Origin of the sequence: Mesorhizobium sp. LCM 4577, from assembly GCF_001854795.2 — a bacterium.
GTDB classification, from domain to species: Bacteria; Pseudomonadota; Alphaproteobacteria; order Rhizobiales; family Rhizobiaceae; genus Mesorhizobium; species Mesorhizobium plurifarium.
On the sequence record NZ_MDDU01000011.1, the window covers coordinates 1 to 20,703 of the forward strand.

The 20,703-nt window shown below is 64.7% G+C and carries 18 protein-coding genes and 1 pseudogene; 13 read left to right on the top strand and 6 right to left on the bottom strand.

The genetic code is table 11. The features are described from left to right. Positions 1-164: pseudogene (locus LCM4577_RS13820) on the top strand (IS630 family transposase); the annotation flags it as partial. Between the two features lie 12 nt (positions 165-176). Here the strand turns inward: LCM4577_RS13820 and LCM4577_RS13825 are convergent. Genes LCM4577_RS13825 through LCM4577_RS13835 form a run of 3 tightly spaced genes read right to left on the bottom strand, consistent with a single transcriptional unit; the run spans position 177 to position 5,358 of the window. Continuing rightward, entirely contained in the window at positions 177-3,281 is a 3,105-nt protein-coding gene (locus LCM4577_RS13825) for an efflux RND transporter permease subunit (protein WP_071071769.1), read from the bottom strand. Then, positions 3,281-4,354, bottom strand: a complete 1,074-nt coding sequence (locus LCM4577_RS13830) for an efflux RND transporter periplasmic adaptor subunit (protein WP_071033488.1) — start codon at positions 4,352-4,354, stop codon at positions 3,281-3,283. Before LCM4577_RS13830 ends, LCM4577_RS13825 begins: the two co-directional genes overlap by 1 nt. Continuing rightward, positions 4,351-5,358, bottom strand: coding sequence for an efflux RND transporter periplasmic adaptor subunit (locus LCM4577_RS13835; protein WP_244508322.1), 1,008 nt, complete (start codon positions 5,356-5,358; stop codon positions 4,351-4,353). The genes LCM4577_RS13830 and LCM4577_RS13835 overlap by 4 nt, the downstream gene beginning before the upstream one ends. Positions 5,359-5,746: 388 nt before the next feature. On the opposite strand from LCM4577_RS13835, the gene LCM4577_RS13840 reads away from it, so the two are divergent. After that, positions 5,747-7,024, top strand: a complete 1,278-nt coding sequence (locus tag LCM4577_RS13840) for a 4-aminobutyrate--2-oxoglutarate transaminase (RefSeq protein ID WP_071071772.1) — start codon at positions 5,747-5,749, stop codon at positions 7,022-7,024. A 23-nt stretch (positions 7,025-7,047) separates the two neighbouring features. Here the strand turns inward: LCM4577_RS13840 and LCM4577_RS13845 are convergent, their stop codons facing one another. The 3 genes from LCM4577_RS13845 to LCM4577_RS13855 form a co-directional block, all read right to left on the bottom strand. After that, complete coding sequence (locus LCM4577_RS13845) at positions 7,048-7,359, bottom strand: type II toxin-antitoxin system RelE/ParE family toxin (protein WP_071033483.1); 312 nt, start codon at positions 7,357-7,359, stop codon at positions 7,048-7,050. Then, a complete protein-coding gene (locus tag LCM4577_RS13850) occupies positions 7,359-7,616 on the bottom strand; it encodes a type II toxin-antitoxin system ParD family antitoxin (RefSeq protein ID WP_071071774.1) in 258 nt (85 codons plus the stop codon). Before LCM4577_RS13850 ends, LCM4577_RS13845 begins: the two co-directional genes overlap by 1 nt. Before the next feature lie 125 nt (positions 7,617-7,741). Then, entirely contained in the window at positions 7,742-8,995 is a 1,254-nt protein-coding gene (locus LCM4577_RS13855; protein WP_071071776.1) for an NAD(P)/FAD-dependent oxidoreductase, read from the bottom strand. 414 nt (positions 8,996-9,409) lie between these two features. Between LCM4577_RS13855 and LCM4577_RS13860 the strand changes: the two genes are divergently transcribed. From LCM4577_RS13860 to LCM4577_RS13910, 11 genes are all read left to right on the top strand, one after another. Then, complete coding sequence (locus LCM4577_RS13860; RefSeq protein WP_071071777.1) at positions 9,410-10,699, top strand: imelysin family protein; 1,290 nt, start codon at positions 9,410-9,412, stop codon at positions 10,697-10,699. Between the two features lie 110 nt (positions 10,700-10,809). Beyond that, complete coding sequence (locus LCM4577_RS13865) at positions 10,810-11,121, top strand: (2Fe-2S)-binding protein (protein WP_040985972.1); 312 nt, start codon at positions 10,810-10,812, stop codon at positions 11,119-11,121. Then, the gene (bfr, locus tag LCM4577_RS13870) at positions 11,087-11,572 is read left to right on the top strand and encodes a bacterioferritin (protein WP_040985970.1); all 486 of its coding nucleotides are present in this window, start codon (positions 11,087-11,089) and stop codon (positions 11,570-11,572) included. The genes LCM4577_RS13865 and bfr overlap by 35 nt, the downstream gene beginning before the upstream one ends. 12 nt (positions 11,573-11,584) lie before the next feature. After that, a complete protein-coding gene (locus LCM4577_RS13875) occupies positions 11,585-13,186 on the top strand; it encodes a di-heme oxidoredictase family protein (RefSeq protein WP_071033475.1) in 1,602 nt (533 codons plus the stop codon). After that, positions 13,186-14,280 carry an imelysin family protein gene (locus LCM4577_RS13880; RefSeq protein ID WP_371410049.1) on the top strand — a complete coding sequence of 365 codons (1,095 nt, stop codon included), beginning with the start codon at positions 13,186-13,188 and terminating at the stop codon, positions 14,278-14,280. The genes LCM4577_RS13875 and LCM4577_RS13880 overlap by 1 nt, the downstream gene beginning before the upstream one ends. 440 nt (positions 14,281-14,720) lie before the next feature. Beyond that, complete coding sequence (locus LCM4577_RS13885) at positions 14,721-15,827, top strand: DUF1513 domain-containing protein (protein ID WP_071033473.1); 1,107 nt, start codon at positions 14,721-14,723, stop codon at positions 15,825-15,827. 148 nt (positions 15,828-15,975) lie between these two features. Continuing rightward, on the top strand, positions 15,976-16,665 hold the full coding sequence (gene tsaB, locus LCM4577_RS13890) for a tRNA (adenosine(37)-N6)-threonylcarbamoyltransferase complex dimerization subunit type 1 TsaB (RefSeq protein WP_071033471.1): 690 nt from the start codon (positions 15,976-15,978) through the stop codon (positions 16,663-16,665). Beyond that, on the top strand, positions 16,665-17,159 hold the full coding sequence (locus tag LCM4577_RS13895) for an N-acetyltransferase (RefSeq protein WP_071071779.1): 495 nt from the start codon (positions 16,665-16,667) through the stop codon (positions 17,157-17,159). The genes tsaB and LCM4577_RS13895 overlap by 1 nt, the downstream gene beginning before the upstream one ends. Positions 17,160-17,280: 121 nt before the next feature. After that, positions 17,281-18,093: a 1-acyl-sn-glycerol-3-phosphate acyltransferase gene (locus tag LCM4577_RS13900; RefSeq protein WP_071033467.1), complete on the top strand. Its 813-nt coding sequence runs from the start codon at positions 17,281-17,283 to the stop codon at positions 18,091-18,093. Between the two features lie 74 nt (positions 18,094-18,167). Next, positions 18,168-19,577 (top strand): tRNA (N6-isopentenyl adenosine(37)-C2)-methylthiotransferase MiaB, encoded by a 1,410-nt coding sequence (gene miaB / locus LCM4577_RS13905; protein ID WP_071071781.1) that lies wholly within the window; start codon positions 18,168-18,170, stop codon positions 19,575-19,577. Between the two features lie 127 nt (positions 19,578-19,704). Continuing rightward, positions 19,705-20,697, top strand: coding sequence for a PhoH family protein (locus LCM4577_RS13910; protein ID WP_225248283.1), 993 nt, complete (start codon positions 19,705-19,707; stop codon positions 20,695-20,697). Positions 20,698-20,703: the final 6 nt, after the last annotated feature.

Here is a 20,703-nt window from a genome sequence, read left to right on the forward strand (position 1 = left end):
TCAATCCAATCGAACAGCTCTTCGCCAAGCTCAAGCACTGGCTGCGAAAAGCGGCAAAGCGAACCGTCGAAGCCGTTTGCGATGCAATTGGCCAAACCCTCAATCGTGTCACTCCACACGAATGCTCAAACTATTTTGCAAACTCAGGCTATGACCGGAGCTAATCTCATCCCGCTCTAGCGTTCCGCGCCTTGAGCTTCCGGGACAGCGGCGGTGTCCGCATCGTTGCCTTGCGCTTCCTCCGGCTCCTTGATCCGGAACCATGTCACATAGAGCGCCGGCAGGAACAGCAGCGTGATCGCCGTTCCCGCGATGATGCCGCCCATCATGGCATAGGCCATCGGTCCCCAGAACACTTCGCGCGCGATCGGGATCAGCGCCAGGCTGGCGGCGGCGGCCGTCAGCGCGATCGGCCGCATGCGGTGCTCGGTCGCCTCGATGACCGCCGCCCAGCGGTCCTTGCCTTCTTTGACGAGGTCTTCGATCTGCACGATCAGGATGACCGAGTTGCGGATCAGGATGCCGATCAGCGCCAGCACGCCGAGGATGGCGACGAAGCCGAGCGGYGCGCCGCTGGGCACCAGGGCCGCCACCACGCCGATCAGGCCGAGCGGCGCCACCGCCACCACCAGGAACAGGCGCTGGAAGCTCTGCAGCTGCACCATCAGGATGGTCGCCATGATGAACAGCATCAAGGGCACCACGGCCGCGATCGGTCCCTGGCTCTTGGCGCTTTCCTCGACCGAGCCGGCGGTTTCCACTGAATAGCCGGGCGGCAGCTTGGCGATGAAGGCGTCGACCGAAGGCTTTAGTTCGTTGACGACGGTCGCCGGCAGCACGTCGCCGACCAGGCCGGCGCGCACGGTGATCGTCGGCGTCCGGTTGCGTCGCCAGACCGTCGGCTGTTCGAGATCGTAGCGGAAATTGGCGACCGCCGCGAGCGGGATCGACTCGCCGTTTCCGGTCGGCAGCTGCATGTTCTGCAAGGTTTCGATCGAGCCGCGCTCGGCCTCGCGCGAGCGCGCCACGACATTGATGAGATAGGTCGCGTCGCGCACCTGGGTGATCGTCGAGCCGCCCACCGTGCTGTTCAGCGCGCTGGCGATGTCGGAAGAGGTGATGCCGAGCTGGCGCGCCTTGTCCTGCAGCACGTCGACTCTGAGCACGCGCTGCGGCTCGTTCCAGTCAAAGGTCGGCGCGGCAAGCTTCGGATTGGCGGAAATGACACCGGCGAATTGCTGCGCCAGCTCGCGCACGGTCTGGATATCGGGACCGCCGACGCGGTACTGCACCGGCCTGCCGACCGGCGGGCCGAGCTCCAGCAATTTGACAAAGGCGTCGGTGCCGACGAACTCCTCGCGCAGCAGTTTTTCCAGCGCCGGCTTCACGCGGTTGCGGGCTTCGATGCTCTTGGTGACGATGACGGTCTGGCCGAAATAGGGATTGGCCGGCTGCACGTCATAGGCGAGCACGAAGCGCACGGCGCCCTGGCCGATATAGGAGGAGAAATGGTCGATGTCGGGATTGCCGACCAGCGCGCGCTGCTCGAAGCGCACCATCTGGTCGCGCGTCTCCGTGATCGAGGAGTTCTGCGGCAGGTTCCAGTCGACGATCAGCTCCGGCCGGTCGGATGGCGGGAAGAACTGCTGCTGCACGAGGCCGAAGCCGGCGACCGAGGCGGCAAACAGAAGCACCGTCACGATGATGGTCAGCCAATGGCGGCGAACGGAAAAGACAAGCACGCGCCGGAACAGCGAGGTGAATCGTCCAGGCTGGTCGTGATGCTTAGTCTTCATCGTCGCCGGCAGGATGGTGACCCCGAGCAGCGGCGCAAACAGCACGGCCACGATCCATGACACAAGCAGCGACACCGCGATGACGACGAAGAGCGTGAACGTGTATTCGCCGGCGGCGCTTGAATTGAGCCCGATCGGAATGAAGCCTGCGACCGTCACCAGCGTGCCTGTCAGCATCGGGAAGGCGGTCGAGGTATAGACATAGGTCGCCGCCTTGCGCAGATTGTCGCCGACCTCCAGCCGCGCCACCATCATCTCGACCGCGATCATCGCGTCGTCGACCAACAGCCCGAGCGCGATGATCAGCGCGCCGAGCGAAATGCGCTGCAGCGATATCCCGAGATATTCCATGACGGTGAAGGTGATCGCGAGCACCAGAGGGATCGACAGCGCCACGACGAAGCCGGCCCGCAGCCCAAGGCTGATGAAGGAGACGGCGAGCACGATGGCGACCGCCTCGAACAGCGCCCGCGTGAAGCCCGAAACCGCTTCCTCGACGATGACCGGCTGGTCGGCCACCAGATGCACGCCGACGCCGACCGGCAGGTCGGCCAGCACCTTCTGCATCTCCTCGTGCAGGGCCTCGCCGAATTTCAGCAGATTGGCGTTGGGCTTCATGCCGATGGCGAGCCCGATCGCGTCCTGGCCGTTGAAGCGGAACAGGGCCGTCGGCGGGTCGACATAGCCGCGCCGGATCGTCGCCACGTCGCTCAGCCGGAAGAAGCGGTCGTTGACGCGCAGGTTGATGGCCCGCAGGCTCTCCTCGGAGGTGAACTGGCCGCCGACACGCACGCTGATGCGCTCAGGGCCGGACTGGATGACGCCGGACGGCGTGATGGCGTTCTGCGCCTGCAAACTGGCGACGATTTGCTGCTGGTTGAGGCCGAGCGCCGCGATCTGGCGCGTCGAGAATTCGAGATAGATCGCCTCATCCTGCGCGCCGACCAGATCGACCTTGCCGGCATTCGGCACGGTGAGGATCTTGGTTCGGACATCCTCGACATAGTCGCGCAATTGGCGCGGTGTCAGCCCGTCGGCGGTGAAGGCATAGATGTTGCCGTAGACGTCGCCGAAGCGGTCGTTGAAGAACGGTCCCTGCACGCCTTGCGGGAACTGCGCCTTGATGTCGTTGACCATATTGCGCACCTGAAGCCAATTCGGCACGACGTCGCGCGCCTTGGTGGTGTCCTTCAGGTTGACGAAGATGACGGTCTGGCCGGCAGTGGTGATCGATTTGGTGTAGTCGAGGCTGTCGAGCTCCTCGAGCTTCTTCTCGATGCGGTCGGTCACCTGCTGCACCGTCTCCTTGACCGAGGCGCCGGGCCAGTTGGCCTGGATGATCATGGTCTTGATGGTGAAGGCGGGGTCTTCTTCGCGCCCGAGATTGAGATAGGAGAAGATGCCGGCCGCCACGAAGACCAGCATGAAATACCAGACCAGCGAACGGTGGCTGAGCGCCCAGTCCGAGAGATTGAAGCCCTTCATCAGACCCCGCCCTCCGGCACCTTGACCTTCTGGCCTTCGCTCAAGCTGTGCACGCCCGCGGTGACGACGCGCATGCCGGCCGCGAGCCCCTCCGACACGGTGAAGCTGCCGCCGCTCTTGGCGGCGACCTTGATCTCGTGCGCGCTCACGCTGGAGGATCGCGGATCGACGATCCAGACCTTTTGCGAGCCGTCCTTTTCGAGCAGCGCCGACATCGGCAGTTCGATTGTCGGCGCGACCTTGGTCATGCGTGTCGCGGTGATCGTCGAGCCGAGCCGGAACGCCGACGGTGGATTGATCAGTGTCAGCCGCACGCGGCGGGTGCGCGTGGCGCCTTCCGATTGCGGCGCGACCTCGCGCAGCTTGGCGTCGGTTTTGATGGTCGGCAGCGATTGCAGGATGATTTCGAACGGGGTGCCGACGGTGAGGTCGCCGGTCAACTGGTCCGGGATGTCGACAACTGCCTCGCGCGGGTCGGTGCGCGCCACGGTGACGATCGTCTGTCCCGGCGAAACGGTCTGGCCGACCTCGGCGCCGACGGCGGTGACGACGCCGTCGAAATCGGAAAACAGCCGGGCATAGCCGAGCTGCTCCTGCGATTTGGCCAAGGCGGCATTCGCCCGCTCGACGCCGGCGGCCGCGGCTTGCCTTGCCTGCTGCGCGGCGTCGAAGACGGACTGGGAGGTGTTGGCAGAAGCGAGCAGGGCGCGCTGGCGCTCCTCGCTGGCCGCCGCATTGGCGAACTGCGCCTGCGCGTTCGACAGATCGGCCTTCGATGCCTGGACGGCAAGCTCCAGCGCCGTCGGATCGAGCGCCGCGATCGTCGTGCCCTTGGTGACGAGGTCGCCGACCTTGACGTCGCGCGAGACGACGCGGCCGAGCAGGCGGAAGGCAAGGTCGGCGCTGTATTGCGGCTCGACCGAACCGGCGAAGCCGAAGGTCTCGACGGTCTTCGGTTCGATCACCACCGACAGAACCGGTCGGACGATCTCCGGCGGCTTCTCTTCCGAGCGCGAGCAGCCGGCAAGCGCTAGAAGGGCGAGCAGGGGAGCGATGCGCGGCAACTGGTTCATTGCTTTGCCCCCGCCACTTCGATCGTCTGTCCGGGGCTGAGCAACTGCCCGCCGGCGGTGACGATGCTCTGGCCTTCCTGCAGGCCCTTGTCGACGACGACAATGCCGGAATCGAAGGCGAGCACCTCGACCGGCGCCGGCGTCACTGCCTTGCTCGACGGGTCGACGATCCAGACGGCGGGCTTGCCGCCGGTCGAGGTCAGCGCCTGCCAGGGCAGCAGGATAGCTTTGACCGACCTGGCGCTGACCGTGCCGATCACGGCCGCGCCCAGCGGCATGCCGGCGGGCGTGTCGGGAATGCCGACCTTGACCCGGATCGACCCCGACGCCGTATCGACCGCCGGCGATATCTCGCGCACCTTGCCGACCGCGCGCACCTGCGGGTCCGACAGCAGCGTGATCGTCACCGCGGGCGAGGACGGCGTCTGCGCAACCAGCGTTTCGTGCACGTTGAAGACCGCATCGCGATCGCCGTCCTCGGCGATGGTGAACACGGTCTGCGCCGCCTGCACCACCTGCCCGGCCTCGACCTGGCGCGCCGTGATGACGCCGGCGGCGCCTGCCTTGAGCTCGGTATAGGACAGGTTTTCCTTGGCGTTGGCGAAAGCGCTTTGCGCGGCATCGACGCTGCCTTGCGCCACTTTCAGCGTCTGATTGGCGGTGTCGAAATCCCGCCTCGTGGTGAAGCCCCGGGCCAACAGGGTCTTCTGCCGCTCATAGGTGGCCGCGGCCTGGGTGAGCTGCGCCTGCGCCGCGTCGAGATCGGCCTGGGCCGAACGCAGGTCCGATTCCTGTTCCTGCGGGTCGATGCGGGCGAGCACCGCGCCCTGGTCGACATGCTGGCCGACATCGACCAGCCGTTCGGCGACCCTGCCGCCGACGCGGAACGACAGATTGTTGAGCGTGCGGGCGGCGATCACCCCGGTCAGCGAGGTCCGTGGCGCGTAATCGGCGAGCGCGACTGTCTGCGTCGTCACCACCACAGGTAATTTCTTTTCCGCCACCTGCTGTTTCTGGCAGCCGGCGACTGAAAACGCGGCGGCGAAACAGGCCAGCAGCAACAAGATGTTTGGACGAGGCAAAGGGCGGAGCGGCGAAGACGGCAAGGCGGACGATGTCGCGTTCCTGCTCATGGTTCCCCTCGATCCGTGGGGGCCGCTCCTGACGGCGGCACGTCGCGGATGAAATGAGATTAATCGATCGGCGGGAAAAGGAAACTGTTTCCGAGGCGCGTATCGCCGGGCTGGTTAAGAACATCGTTCCCCATCTTCGAGGCAGGCCCAATCGACTGGGCCAACGTGCCAACTTGAGGAAAACGTGAAATAAGGTCAGAAGGGTTTTGATCAACGGAACGGGTCCTATCCCGACGAGGGATACCCGATGAGGGACGATATGAAGAATTCAGCCATTTCCGAACGCAAGAATCAGTCGATCTCGCGCGGCGTCGGCATGACGACGCAGATCTACGCCGATCGCGCCGAGAATTCGGAAATCTGGGATGTCGAAGGCCGCCGTTACATCGACTTCTCGTCCGGCATCGCCGTGGTCAACACCGGCCACCGCCACCCGAAGGTGATCGAAGCCGTCAAGGCGCAGCTCGACCGCTTCACCCACACCTGCCACCAGGTCGTGCCGTACGAGAGCTACGTGCGTCTCGCCGAACGCCTGAACGGCATGCTGCCCGGCAAGTTCGACAAGAAGACCATCTTCGTCACCACTGGCGCCGAGGCGGTCGAGAACGCCATCAAGGTCGCCCGCAACGCCACCGGCCGCCAGGCGGTCATCGCCTTTTCCGGCGGCTTCCATGGCCGCACCTTCATGGGCATGGCGCTGACCGGCAAGGTCGTGCCCTATAAGGTCGGCTTCGGCGCCATGCCGGGCGATGTCTTCCATGCGCCGTTTCCGGTCGCGCTTCATGGCGTTTCGGTCGCGGATTCGCTCGCCGCGCTCGACAAGCTGTTCAAGGCTGACGTCGATCCAAACCGCGTTGCCGCCATCATCGTCGAGCCGGTGCAGGGCGAGGGCGGCTTCTACGAGGCGCCGCGCGATTTCATGGCATCCCTGCGCAAGATCTGCGACCAGCATGGCATCCTGCTTATCGCCGACGAGGTGCAGACCGGCTTTGCCCGCACCGGCAAGATGTTCGCCATGGACCACCATGATGTGGCGCCCGATATCACCACCATGGCCAAGAGCCTTGCCGGCGGCTTCCCGCTCTCGGCGGTCACCGGCCGCGCCGAGATCATGGACGCACCCGGCCCCGGCGGCCTGGGCGGCACCTATGGTGGCAGCCCGATCGGCGTTGCCGCCGCGCATGCCGTGCTCGACGTCATCGAGGAGGAAAAGCTCTGCGATCGCGCCAACGCGCTGGGCGCCAGGCTGAAGCAGCGGCTGGTTTCGATCCGCGAGGACGTGCCGGAGATCGTCGACATTCGCGGCCCGGGCTTCATGAACGCCGTCGAGTTCAACGACGTGAAGAAAGGCCTGCCCTCGGCCGAGTTCRCCAATGCGGTGCGGCTGAAGGCGCTCGACAAGGGCCTCATCCTGCTCACCTGCGGCGTCTACGGCAACGTCATCCGCTTCCTGTCGCCGATCACCATCCAGGACGGAGTCATGACTGAGGCGCTGGATATCCTGGAGACCGCGATCCGCAACGCGCGGGCCGCCTAGTCGAAATAGTCAGAGCGTCAGCGTCAACTATCCTTGGGCATTCTTCCTTCATCGAAAATGCCCTGGATGTCGCGTGAGCCGTGCAGGATGCGTTCTACACGCACGTCGTCGCCTTCGACGGTATAAAAGATGACATATTTCTGGAACGCGACGGAGCGCAGGCCGCGCCAGAGTTCGGAACGGGGAGCGCCACCACGTGGCGCATCCAAGATGGTGCCGCATCGCACTCGAAGTGCCGCTATCAGGCGGCGCGCGGCCGCCGGATTTTCAGCCTGGATATAATCGCCAATCTCTTCAATGTCCTGCACGGCGGCAGGGGCGAAACTGAGAGCCATTATTTGCGGCCTTCAGCCGCGTATCTTTTCTCCAGCCGATCAAAAACGTCTTCGGCCGGAATAGCTGGTCCGCTCTCTACACCCTTGCGGATGTCTTCACGCAGTGCAGTAAGCTTCGCCTGCCGGTGCTCTTCGCGTTCCTCCAAAAGACGCAGGCTATCGCGCACAACTTCGCTTGCGCTGGCGTAGCGGCCACTCTCGACAAGCTCGCGCACGAATGCCTCGTAGCGAGAGCCAATGCTGTAGCTTGCAGGCATGGAACAATCTTTCGCTTATCCAAAATTATCAATTTATGATAAGTCAGCCGAGATCTTTTGCCAAGGCTCGCATTGCGAATCCTTTAGCATCTATCGCTACTAATCCCTTGGTCAGCCTGAAATAGTCAGCCCGTCGCCTTGGCCGGTTCCATTTCCTGAAAATCCGCGAGCGCCGCCTTCAGCGCATCCGGCCCGCCCGCCACGGTCTGAGGCGTCGGCGAGAAGCCGGCGCCGAGCATCTTGCGGCCAAGCATGTGGTCGGCCGGCCGGTTGACGGATTCGATGCCGAGCAGCCGGTCGCCGGCATAGTGATAGATCGAGAACTTGTTCTCGGCGAGATCGCCGAGCACGACATGGTGATCGCCGCCTTGCGTCAGCCCCACCATCTGCAGCTTCATGTCGCCGATATCCGACCAGAACCACGGCACCGCCATGAAGGGCTCGGCGTGGCCGAGGATGGTCCGCGCGGCGAGCCTGGCCTGGTCGGTGGCGTTCTGCACCGATTCCAGCCGCACGTCGCCGCCGGTGAACCAGTGCCGGTAGGAAGCGGCGTCGCCGATGGCGAGGATTTCGGGAACAGAGCTCTGCATATGCTGGTCGACGCGGATGCCGTTGCCGATGGCGAGACCCACAGCTTCCGCCAATTCAACATTAGGCACGACGCCAATACCGATGATCACCATTTGCGCCGGCAGGCGCTCGCCGCCGGACGTGATCGCGGCCGAGACGCGGCCGCCTTCGCCCTCCAGGCGGGCGACGGTGGTACCGGTCAGGATGCGCACGCCGATCGCTTCCAAGCGCTGTCGCACATGCGCGGCGATGACCGGCGCCACGGCGCGGCCGAGCAGCCGGTCGACGGCTTCGACGACGGTGACATTGCGGCCCGCGGCCCTCAGCGTCGCGGCGATCTCCAGCCCGATGAAGCCGCCGCCCAGAATGACGACGTCCTCGCTTCGCGCGCTGAGCTCGCGGATCAGGCGCGCATCGGCCAGCGAGCGCAGCGAGACCACGCCGGCAAGGCCGGCGCCGTCGAGCTTGAGCAAACGCGGCCGCGAGCCGGTCGCGAGCACCAGCCGGTCGAAGGCAAGTTTGCCGGCGCCCGCTACCTCGAGCCTGCGGGCGCCGGCATCGATGCTCTCGATGCGCACGCCCGGCCGGTAGTCGATGGTGTTGCCGGTGTAGAAGGCTTCGCCGCGCAACGGCTGCGGCTTGGCCTCCGGGTCCTTGATGAAGGTCTTGGACAGCGGCGGCTTGTGATAGGGCAGTTCCTCCTCGTCGCCGATCAGGACGACTGGCCCCTCATAACCCTCTTCGCGCAGGCTGGCGGCCGCCTGCACGCCGGCATGGCCGGCACCGACAATCACAACCCCGTTCGTCATCGCAATCCTTTTTGTCTGCAAATCTAGGCTCTTGCGCCAGGTGGCGATTGTCTGCCGCCGCCGCAAGAGCCGCGGATCGGGTCGCACCCAGAATGGCTGTCTGTCAATCGGGCCAGCGAGGCAGTGTTGGGCTTAAAGTTGATATTTGCAGTTTAGAATAATTCTAAACTGTTGTTTCAATTGAATTTTTTCTGTTTCACCAGTTGACTCCCGGCCTCTCCATCGCTTTATGGAGAGCTGCGCGTCAAGCGCATTCCTTTGATGTCTGGGCCTTGAACCCTTTCGATTGGAGGCAAGTGGGTGTCTTTTTATCGCGAACCGCGCATCGGCGCGGCCACCATTTTTCCCGGCATGCTCATGCCTCGGCGCGGGTGGGCGTCTTTTATTGAATTTCCAAAGAACCGGAGAAGGATAATGACGGCACGTAATGGTGGCAGGCTGGCTGCGATCTGCGCCACGGCTGCACTGACGGCGGCGGTGTTCGTGTTGCCGGCGAAAGCCGAGACCGACGCCAAGGCGGTGATCAAGACCTATGCCGATATCGCTCTGGCCAAATACGAGGATTCGCTGACCACCGCGCAGGCGCTGGACAAGGCGGTGGATGCGCTCATCGCCAGTCCCTCGGCCGACACGCTGAACGCCGCGCGCGAAGCCTGGAAGGCCGCGCGCATTCCTTATCAGCAGACCGAAGTCTACCGCTTCGGCAACAAGATCGTCGACGACTGGGAAGGCAAGGTGAATTCCTGGCCGCTGGACGAGGGCCTGATCGACTATGTCGCCAAGAGCTACGGCACCGAGTCGGACGAGAACGCGCTCTATACGGCCAACGTGATCGCCAACAAGGAGATCGAGATCAACGGCAAGAAGGTCGACGCCTCGAAGCTGACGCCCGAGTTCCTTTCGGGCACGCTTCAGGAGGCCGGCGGCGTCGAGGCCAATGTCGCGACCGGCTATCACGCCATCGAATTCCTGCTCTGGGGCCAGGACCTGCATGGCACCGGTCCGGGCGCCGGCGAGCGCCCCTACACCGACTATGACCTCAAGAACTGCACGGGCGGCAATTGCGACCGCCGCGCCGAATATCTGAAGTCGGCGAGCGACCTTCTGGTGTCCGACCTGCAGGAGATGGTCGGCAACTGGAAGGAAGACGGCGCCGCGCGCAAGAACCTGACCGACGGCGATGCGAATGCAGGCATCTCCACCATCTTCACCGGCATGGGGTCGCTCTCCTATGGCGAGCTCGCCGGCGAGCGCATGAAGCTCGGCCTCTTGCTGCACGATCCGGAAGAGGAGCACGATTGCTTCTCCGACAACACCTACAACTCGCATCTCTATGACGCCGTCGGCATCCGCGACGCCTACCATGCCAGCTACAAGCGGCTCGACGGCTCCGTGGTTTCGGGTCCGTCCGTGTCCGACATGGTCAAGGCCGCTGACCCGACGATCGACAAGGAGCTGTCGGGCAAACTCGACACCACCGTCGCCAAGATGGAGGCTATCAAGGCGCGCGCGCTGGCCGGCGAGGCCTATGACCAGCAGATCGCCGAGGGCAACACCGAAGGTAACGCCACCGTGCAGGCGGCGATCGACGCCCTGATCGACCAGACCAAGTCGATCGAGCGCGCCGTCGGCTCGCTCAAGCTGAACCAGATCGCCTTCGAGGGTTCCGACAGCCTCGACGCGCCCGACAAGGTGTTCAAGTAAGTTTCAGGGCATGATCCCAAAAAGTGGAAGCCGGTTTTTGGACAAGATCATGCCCGACTAACAAACCAGCCAAGCGGCGCCGGACCGGCGCCGTCAGCCAGAGCAAACAGATGCTGATCTGCCATTGCAACATCATCACCGAAAAGGAGATCGAGCAGACGATCGTCAGTCTGCTGGACGAGGATCCCTGGCAGCTGATCGTGCCCGCGAAGGTCTACCACGCGATGCGCAAGCGCGGTCGCTGTTGCGGCTGTTTCCCAAATGTGGTGGAAACGATCATTCGGGTCACCGAGAACTACCACGCCCGCTCAGAGGTGGGCGGCGTGGACGTCGTTTCACATCTGGATCGCGTGAGAGGCTTGCGCGGCCAATACGGGAGCAGAACCCATGAAAGGCGAACCGCAGATCATAGAGCGGCTTAATGAAGCTCTGTTCCTGGAGCTTGGAGCCGTCAACCAGTACTGGGTGCATTATCGTCTGCTCGAGGATTGGGGCTACACCAAGCTGGCAAAGAAAGAGCGGGCGGAATCGATCGAGGAAATGCATCACGCCGACCGGCTGATCGCGCGCATCATCTTCCTCGAAGGCCATCCCAACCTGCAGTCCGTCGCGCCGCTGCGCATCGGCCAGAACGTCAAGGAAGTGCTCGAATCCGATCTGGCCGGCGAATATGACGCGCGCACTGCCTACAAGCGCTCGCGCGAAATCTGCCACGACGAAGGCGATTTCGTTTCGATGAAACTGTTCGAGGACCTTTTGACCGACGAGGAAGGACATATCGACTTCCTGGAAACGCAGCTCGATCTGCTTGCCTCCATCGGCGAGGAAAAATACGGCCTGCTCAACGCCGACTCGGCCAACGAGGCGGAGTAAGGACATGCGGGAATGCGGCGCCCCGTAGATCATTTTTCGCGCCGCGCGCGGCGGGTCGCAATCGACGGCCTGCCGCTTCAGAAGACCCCGCGATACTGGGCGGGCGGGGCGTCGCTTTTGCTGGCGATCACGCTTTCCGCACCCGCTTTGGCCGGCGAGCCGGCCGCCCTGCCGACGAGCCGCACCGACCTGACGCCGAAGGATCAGACGCGGGTCCTGGCCGTCACCAGGCCGACGACCGACTTCACCAGGCCCGAGCCGTTCGAGCTGATGCAGGGCGGCGCCGGCACGTCGGAGAAGGACGTCAACCGCGATGCCTTCTCGCAATCCTCCGCCAACATCACCTTCGAGGAAGAGGGTAATTTCAAGCTGGGCAATGCGCTGTTCCGCAAGAACTGGGTGTCGTCGCCGTCGTCGACCCAGGCTTCGGACGGGCTCGGCCCGCTGTTCAACGAGCGCGCCTGCCAGAACTGCCATCTGAAGGATGGCCGCGGCCGTCCTCCGGAAGGCGATGCCGGATCGACGTCGATGTTCCTGAGGCTCGCGCGCGACGCCGGCAGCGCCGAGGAAAGGGCCGCGCTCGCCGGCCATGAGGCGTTGAATTTTCCCGATCCGGTCTACGGCTCCCAACTGCAGGAGCTCGCGGTCCCGAGCCTCAAGGGCGAGGGCCGGATGCGCGTCGATTACCAGGAGCAGAAGGTCACGCTCGGCGACGGCGCCGTCGTTTCGCTGCGCAAGCCGAGCTATACGATCGAAAACCTCGGCCACGGTCCGCTCGATCCGCGCACCACGCTGTCGCCGCGACTGACGCCGCCGATGATCGGGCTCGGCCTGATCGAGCAGATCGCGCCGGCCGATATCCTTGCCCATGCCGATCCGGACGATCGTAACAGTGACGGCATTTCGGGCCGGCCGAACATCGTGCGCGACGAGCTGAGCGGCCAGGTGACCTTGGGCCGCTTCGGCTGGAAGGCGCAGACCGCCTCGATCCGCCAGCAGGCGGCGGATGCCTTCGCCGCCGATATCGGCATCTCGACGCCGGAAATGCCGAAGCATTGGGGCGATTGCACCAAGGCTGAGGAGGATTGCCTTGCCATGCCGAACGGCGTGCAGGAGCGACTGGGTAGCGCGGAAGCGCCGCCGCCGGTGATGGACTTCGTCACCTTCTATTCGCAGAACCTCGCCGTGCCGGCGCGGCGCGACATCGCCACGCCGCAGGTGCTTGCCGGCAAGAAACAGTTCTACGAGATGGGCTGCATTGCCTGCCACACGCCGAAATTCGTCACCATGCGCGGCACGCCCAACAAGGCGCAGGCCTTTCAGCTGATCTGGCCTTATTCCGATTTCCTGCTGCACGACATGGGCGAGGACCTCGCCGATGGGCAAAGGGTCGGAGAAGCCACGGGGAGCGAATGGCGCACGCCGCCGCTCTGGGGTATCGGGCTCACCGCGACGGTCAACGGCAACAGCTTCTATCTGCATGACGGCCGCGCCCGCACGCCTGCCGAGGCGATCCTGTGGCATGGCGGTGAGGGCGAGAAGGCGCGCGACCGTTTCGCCGGCGCCGCCGCCGCCGATCGTGAGGCGCTGATCAAATTCCTGGAGTCTCTCTGATGGTAAAACGCGTTGCTCTGATGTCGAAACGCCTGGCCCTTGCTCTCCCATTCCTTCTGGCCGCCGCGCTGCCGGCATCGGCTGCGGTCAAGCCTTCCGATGTCATCGGCCGCGCGATCGACGGGTTCGTCCGCCCGGCCTATGCCAGCCTCGACGAGCATGCGGCGGGGCTCACCAAGGCGATGCGCCAGCTTTGCGAAACGCCGTCCGGCCAAAACCTCGAAGCTGCGCGTGCGGCGTTTTCCGGCACGGTGGAGTCCTGGTCGGTGGCCGAGATCATCGCTTTCGGGCCGATCAAGGAGAACAACCGGCTGGAACGCATGCTCTATTGGCCGGACCGCAAGAGCATCGGTTTGCGGCAGGTGCAGTCGACGCTTGCCGCAAAGGACCCGTCGGCCGCCGATCCGGCGCAACTGGCGCAAAAGAGCGTCGCCATGCAGGGCCTCGGCGCGCTCGAATATGTGCTTTACGGCGACGGCGCCGAAACGCTTGCCGGCAAGGATGACCCCTATCGCTGCGCCTATGGCGCGGCGGTTGCCGGCAACGTCGAAGCGATCGCCGGCGAGGTGCGCGACGCCTGGCAAACGCCCGACGGCTTCGCGTCGCTCTGGGCCAATCCGGGGCCGAAAAACCCGCTCTACCGCGACGGCAACGAAGCCGTGACKGAATTGGTCGGCGTTTTCATCAACGAGCTGGACATGATCCGCGACGTGCGGCTCAAGGGCTTTCTCGGCGCCAAGTCCGACGCCGACAAGCCGAAACAGGCGATCTACTGGCGCTCGCGGAACACGACGGCCTCGCTTGCCGGAAATCTCTCTGGCATCGACCGGCTGTTCCAAGCCTCGAAACTTGGCGACGCGCTGCCCGCCGATGCGCAATGGATGGCCGAATCCATCCATATCCAGCTCACCAACGGCGTGGCGACCGCGAAATCGATCGCTGGTCCGATCGACAAGGCGCTGGCCGATCCGGCGCTGCGCGGCAAGCTCGAGCATTTCGCGCTGATCACCTCCAGCCTGTCGACCTTGATCGGCACCAGGATGACCGCCGAGTTCGGCCTGACTGCCGGCTTTTCCTCGCTGGATGGGGACTGAGCAATGGTCCCGGAAACAGCGCGGATTTTTCATGTCAGCTCTCAGCCTGGAGATTTTGGCAGTCCAGAGGCATCTGCTTTTGCCGGCCGCATGCTTTTGAGATTGGCCGAAACGCCTCGCTCCTCGTCATCCTCGGGCGGAGCAAGGAGCGTAGCGACGCAGCGCAGACCCGAGGATCCATGCCGTGACTTTGAGGCGTTGCAACGGTGCAGAATTCTGCGCTGTTGCGCCCCTCGGCCAAGGTCACGGCATGGATCCTTGGGTCTCCGCGACGGAGCTGCGCTCCTGCTTCGCCCAAGGATGACGAAGTTCCGGAGGCTTCGGCCAACCTCCAACGTCTGCGATGATCCATCTCAGCGATCGGTAAGTGCCAAGCTTCGGCTGGGCGCGATCGAAACTGCGGCGTCCTGGAACAAGCCAATGCAGGGAGGGGCCACCTGGTGACAACCGTCCTCATCGACCGCCGCGATTTCCTGCGGGCCGCGGGCGCCGGCTTTGCCGCCGCCATGGCGCCGCGGGCCTGGGCAGACACGCTTGCCGCGGATGCAGTGTTTGCCACGGCCTTCGTCAAGCGCGACGGCAGCTTTGGCGCCGCCGTGCTCTCCGAGGCGGGAAAAATCCTGCACACGGTCGATCTGCCCGATCGCGGCCATGACGTCACTTTCGATCCGGTGTCGAAGCGTTCGGTGGTCTTCGCCCGCCAGCCCGGCACCTTCGCCGTGGTCTTCGACCATGCCGGCCGCGACAAGCCATTGACCATCGCCAGCATCGCCGGCCGGCATTTCTTCGGCCATGGCGTGTTCTCGCCGGACGGCGCCCTGCTCTATGCGACCGAGAACGACTTCGACAACGCGGCAGGTGTCGTGGGTGTCTACGACGCGCGGGCCAAATTCAATCGCATTGGCGAGTTCCCGACCTACGGCATGGGGCCGCATGAACTGCTCCTGCTCGGCGACGGCCGCACCTTAGCCATCGCCAATGGCGGCATCGAAACCCATCCCGACTATGGCCGCGCCGAGCTCAACATCGCGACGATGAAGCCGTCCTACACGCTGGTCGACCGCATCACCGGCGACCTCATCGAAAAACACGAATTGCCGCCGGCGCTGCATCAGCTTTCGATCCGCCACATGGATCGCGACCAGGCAGGCACCGTCTGGTTCGGCTGCCAGTATCGCGGGCCGGCGACCGACCGCCCGGCGCTGGTCGGCCGCGCCGTGCGCGGCAAGGAGCTCGAGCTGCTGGAGATGCCGCGGGACGTGCTCTCAGGCTTGCGCAACTACATCGGCTCGGTCGCCGCCAACGCCGCGACAGGCTCGGTCGCCGTCACCTCGCCGGAAGGCAATTCGCTGGCCGTCCTCGACGCCGCCAGCGGGCGGGTGGTCGCGACCAGGTCGCTGGTCGAGGTCTGCGGTCTTGCGCCGGACGGCGCCGGCTTCATGGCGACGACCGGCGCCGGCGAGATCGTCGGCGGCGCCGGAGCCACCCGTTCCGAGCCGGATTATGTCTGGGACAACCACATGCTGCGCATTGCGGCATCGGCCTGACGGCGGACGATCGGCCGGCCGGAAGCAAAGCCGCTTAACATTTCTGCGCCCTGGCCCTTGCGGCGGCCGCCTATGCCGGGCAGAGGGAATTGTGTTTCGATCCAGTTCTTTAACCGCCCTATGACGCTGCCTGAATGAAGCCGCCCGTATGAAGCTGCTCGCCATCGATTGTGCCGCCAATCTCTGCGCTGCCTGTGTCTATGACCCGGGCGTAGGGAAGGAGCTTGGCCGCGAGGTGCGCGATCTCGGCAAAGGCCATGCCGAGCATCTGATGGCCGTTGTCGAAACGGCCCTGCGGATCGGCGGGACCGGCTATCCCGACCTCGGCGCCGTTGCTGTCTCGGTCGGGCCCGGTTCCTTCACCGGCCTGCGCGTCGGCGTTTCGACCGCGCGCGGCCTGGCGCTGGCGCTGAAAATCCCGGCGATCGGCGTGACGACGCTGGAAGCCCTGGCGGCGGAAGGGGCGAGCGCCTTTCCCGGGCGCGCGGTGCTTGCCGCGCTCGACGCCGGCCGCGAGGAAATCCATGCCGCGCTCTATGACAAAGCGTTAGCAGAAACTTACGGACCTTCCGTGGTCACACTTTCCGAGGCGACGACCATGGCCATCAACGCCGAAGCGGTCCTTGCCGGCACCGCAGCGCCGCTTATTGCCCGGGCGGTGGGGGGCGCCTTCGACACCGGCCCGATCGCCGCCACCGCCGACATTGCGACCTATGCCAGACTGGCTGCCGCCAAGGGACCGGGCGAAAAGCCCAAGCCGCTCTACCTGCGCGGCGCCGACGCCAAGCCGCAGGCGGGCTTCATTCTGCCAAGGCGGGACAAGGGAAACGAGCCCTGATGYGCATACCGTTCTTTCAGCCGCGACGCAGGGATTATGCCTTGGAACCGCTGACCGTTGCCGACAGCGCCGCTGTTTCGGTGCTGCATCGCGAGGATTTCGTGCGGCCCTGGACCGACGGCGAGTTCGCAGCGCTCCTCGAACAGGACACGGTCTTCGGCTATGCCRCGCGGGAGACAGGACAGGGATCGAAACCCCCGGTCGGCTTCGTGCTGGCGCGGCTCGCGGCCGGCGAGGGCGAAATCCTGACCGTGGCCGTCGCCCGCAGCCATCGCCGCCAGGGCCTTGGCTGGCAATTGATGGATGCGGTGCTGCGCGAGCTTCATGCGCAGCGCGCCGAAGCGCTCTTCCTCGAGGTCGACGAGACCAATGCGCCCGCGATCGGGCTTTACCGCAGGCTTGGCTTCATCCAGGTCGGTCATCGCCCGAACTATTACCGTTCGACCGAGCACGGCCCGACCGGCGCGCTTGTCATGCGCCGCGATCTTCGCTAGCCATCCGCGCATGACCCCGAAAATCGGCTCCGATTTTCGGGGTCATACGCCAAGTGGGAGTGTTACAGCGTCCTTTGCGCGCCCTGAGGCGCGCGGCGCTGTAATGTTGGGGCCGGAGCGAATGATCAAGAAATTACGGATTTTCCTGGCGCTCTTCTATGTCGTCGTCTGTTCACTGGTGCTGGTGCCGCTGCAGATCCTGTCGATGAAGACAGGGCTGTGGCCCGAAACGTTCATCCTGAAGATCTGGCACAGCATGATCCTGCGGGCGCTGGGCATGCGGGTGCATGTCAAAGGCACGCTGGCCAAGGATCGGCCGCTGCTGGTGGCGGCCAACCACGTTTCCTGGACCGACATCATGGTGCTCGGCTCCTTCGTCGACGTGAAGTTCATCGCCAGGGCCGACATGGAGGGCTGGCCGCTGATCGGCATGCTGTCGAAGTTGCAGCGCACCGTCTTCATCGAACGCGAGCGCAAGCGCACGTCCGGCGACCAGGCAAGCGAGATCGCCAAGAGGATGGCAAAAGGCGACGCCATGGTGCTGTTCGCCGAGGGCTCGACCGGCGACGGCAACCTCGTTCTGCCGTTCAAGAGCACCTTGTTCGGCGCGGCCTCGATGGCGATCTCGGAAGGCGCGGCGGAGCAGGTCTTCATCCAGCCCGTGGCGATCGCCTATACGCGCCTGCACGGCATGCCGATGGGCCGTCGCCATAGGCCGATGACCGCCTGGATCGGCGATCAGGACCTGATGCCGCATCTCAAAACCCTGCTCGCCGAAGGCGCGATCGATGCCGAGGTGCATTTCGGCCAGCCGGTGCCGTTCTCCAAGGGTTCGAGCCGCAAGGAAACGGCGAGGCTGATGGAAGCCAAGGTGCGCGAGATGATGCAGGCCGCGCTCGCCGATCCGCGTCCCAGTCGTCAGCGTGTCGCCTGAAAGCGGGACGCGCGGCGCCGCAACCTGCCAGAATCGTCTGTTTTTTGTCACGGAAAGGCGGTAGAAGCCGCCCGATGGAACTGAACACGATTGAAAGCCACGACATCGGCGCTGCGGCCGAGCATTCGGCCGGCATGGGCCGGACGGCGAAAAAGGTCTTCGTCAAGACCTATGGCTGCCAGATGAACGTCTACGATTCCCAGCGCATGACCGATGCGCTGGCCGCCGACGGCTATGTCGCCACCGACGCCGTCGATGACGCCGATCTGGTGCTGCTCAACACCTGCCATATCCGCGAGAAGGCGGCTGAGAAGGTCTATTCGGAGCTTGGCCGCATCCGTGACATGAAGGCCGAGCGCGCCGGGGCCGGCCGCGAGTTGCTGATCGGTGTCGCCGGCTGCGTGGCGCAGGCCGAAGGCGCCGAGATCATCCGCCGCGCGCCGGCGGTCGATCTGGTCATCGGCCCGCAGACCTATCACCGGCTGCCGGACGTGCTGGCGCGGGTTCGCGGCGGCGAGAAGATCGTCGAGACCGAATACGCCATCGAGGACAAGTTCGAGCATCTGCCGCAGCCGAAACGCGCCGAATTGGCAAAGCGCGGCGTCACCGCCTTCCTCACGGTGCAGGAAGGCTGCGACAAGTTCTGCACCTTCTGCGTTGTGCCTTACACGCGCGGCTCCGAGGTCTCGCGCCCGGTGGCGCAGATCGTCGCCGAGGCCGAGCGCCTGGCCGAAGCCGGCGTGCGCGAGGTGACGCTGCTTGGCCAGAACGTCAACGCCTGGCACGGTGTCGGCGAAAACGGCGAGGAATGGGGCCTCGGTCGTCTGCTGTTTCGGCTTGCGGAAATCCCCGGCCTGGCCCGGCTGCGCTACACCACCAGCCATCCGCGCGACATGGACGACGAATTGATCGCCGCGCATCGTGACCTGCCCGCCTTGATGCCCTATCTGCATTTGCCGGTGCAGTCGGGGTCCGACCGGATTTTGAAGGCGATGAACCGCAGGCATACGGCACGTGACTATCTGGCGCTCATCGAGCGTATCCGCGCCGCACGCCCCGACATCRCCATGTCCGGCGATTTCATCGTCGGCTTCCCGGGCGAGACGGAGGAGGATTTCGAGGCGACGCTGGAGTTGGTGCGCGAGGTGGGTTACGCGGCCTGTTTCTCGTTCAAATATTCGCCACGCCCCGGCACGCCGGGCGCCGAAATGGACGGGCATCTCGCCGAAACGGTGAAGGACGAGCGGCTGCAGCGCCTGCAGGCGCTGATCAACGAGCAGCAGCGGAATTTCATCGCCGGCCTGGTCGGCCGCACCGTCAGCACGCTGATCGAGAAGCCCGGTCGCCGCCCCGGCCAGATCGTCGGCCGCTCGCCATGGCTGAACCCGGTTATTGTTGACGACAAGGCCGGTGGAATCGGTGACATTATTGACGTACGAATCACGAAGACAGGCCCCAACAGCCTGTTCGCCGAGTTGGCCTGATGCATGTCGTCCCGTGATTTTGGGGAAACGACCTGCATAGCCGCAAGCCTCGGCAGATGAGGAGAGACGGTTGAGCGCTGCCGAACTGAAGAATCCGCCCCAGAACCAGGCGTCCGGGGCTTCCGACATGGCGCACATCGTACTGACCTTCGACAACAACAAGCTTGCCAGCGCCCTTTACGGTCAGTTCGACGAGAATCTGGCCCGGCTCGAGCAGAAGCTCGGCGTCGATATCCGCTCGCGCGGCAACCAGCTTGCGATCAAGGGCTCGGCTTCGGCCGCCGAACAGGCGCGCCGCGCGCTGGATACGCTCTACGGCATCCTGCAGAAGGGCGTCGACATCGGCCAGTCGGACGTCGACGGCGCCGTGCGCATGGCGATTGCGGCCGACGACCAGCTGACGCTGCCGACCATGGAGCGCAAGGGCAAGGTTTCCGCCGCCCAGATCTCGACGCGCAAGAAGACGATCTATGCCCGTTCGCTCACCCAGGACGCCTATATGCGGGCGCTGGAGCGTTCCGAAATGGTCTTCGGCATCGGCCCCGCCGGCACCGGCAAGACCTATCTGGCGGTGGCCCATGCGGCCATGCTGCTCGAACGCGGCATGGTCGAGCGCATCGTGCTGTCGCGCCCCGCGGTCGAGGCCGGCGAGCGGCTGGGCTTCCTGCCGGGCGACATGAAGGAGAAGGTCGATCCGTATCTTAGGCCCCTCTACGACGCGCTCTACGACATGATGCCGGCCGACAAGGTCGAGCGGGCGATCGCGGCCGAGGTCATCGAGATCGCGCCGCTGGCCTTCATGCGCGGCCGGACGCTGGCGCATGCGGCGGTGATCCTCGACGAGGCGCAGAACACCACGCAGATGCAGATGAAGATGTTCCTGACCCGCCTCGGCGAGAACTCGCGCATGATCGTCACCGGCGATCCGAGCCAGATCGATCTGCCGCCCAACACCAAGTCGGGGCTGGTCGAGGCGCTGCGCATCCTCGACGGCGTGCCTGGCATCGTCACCGTCCGCTTCAACGAGGGCGACGTGGTGCGCCATCCGCTGGTCGCCGAGATCGTCAAGGCCTATGACCGCGACGGCAAGCTGGCGCGAGGCCTGGGCGCCGAAAGCTGATCAAAG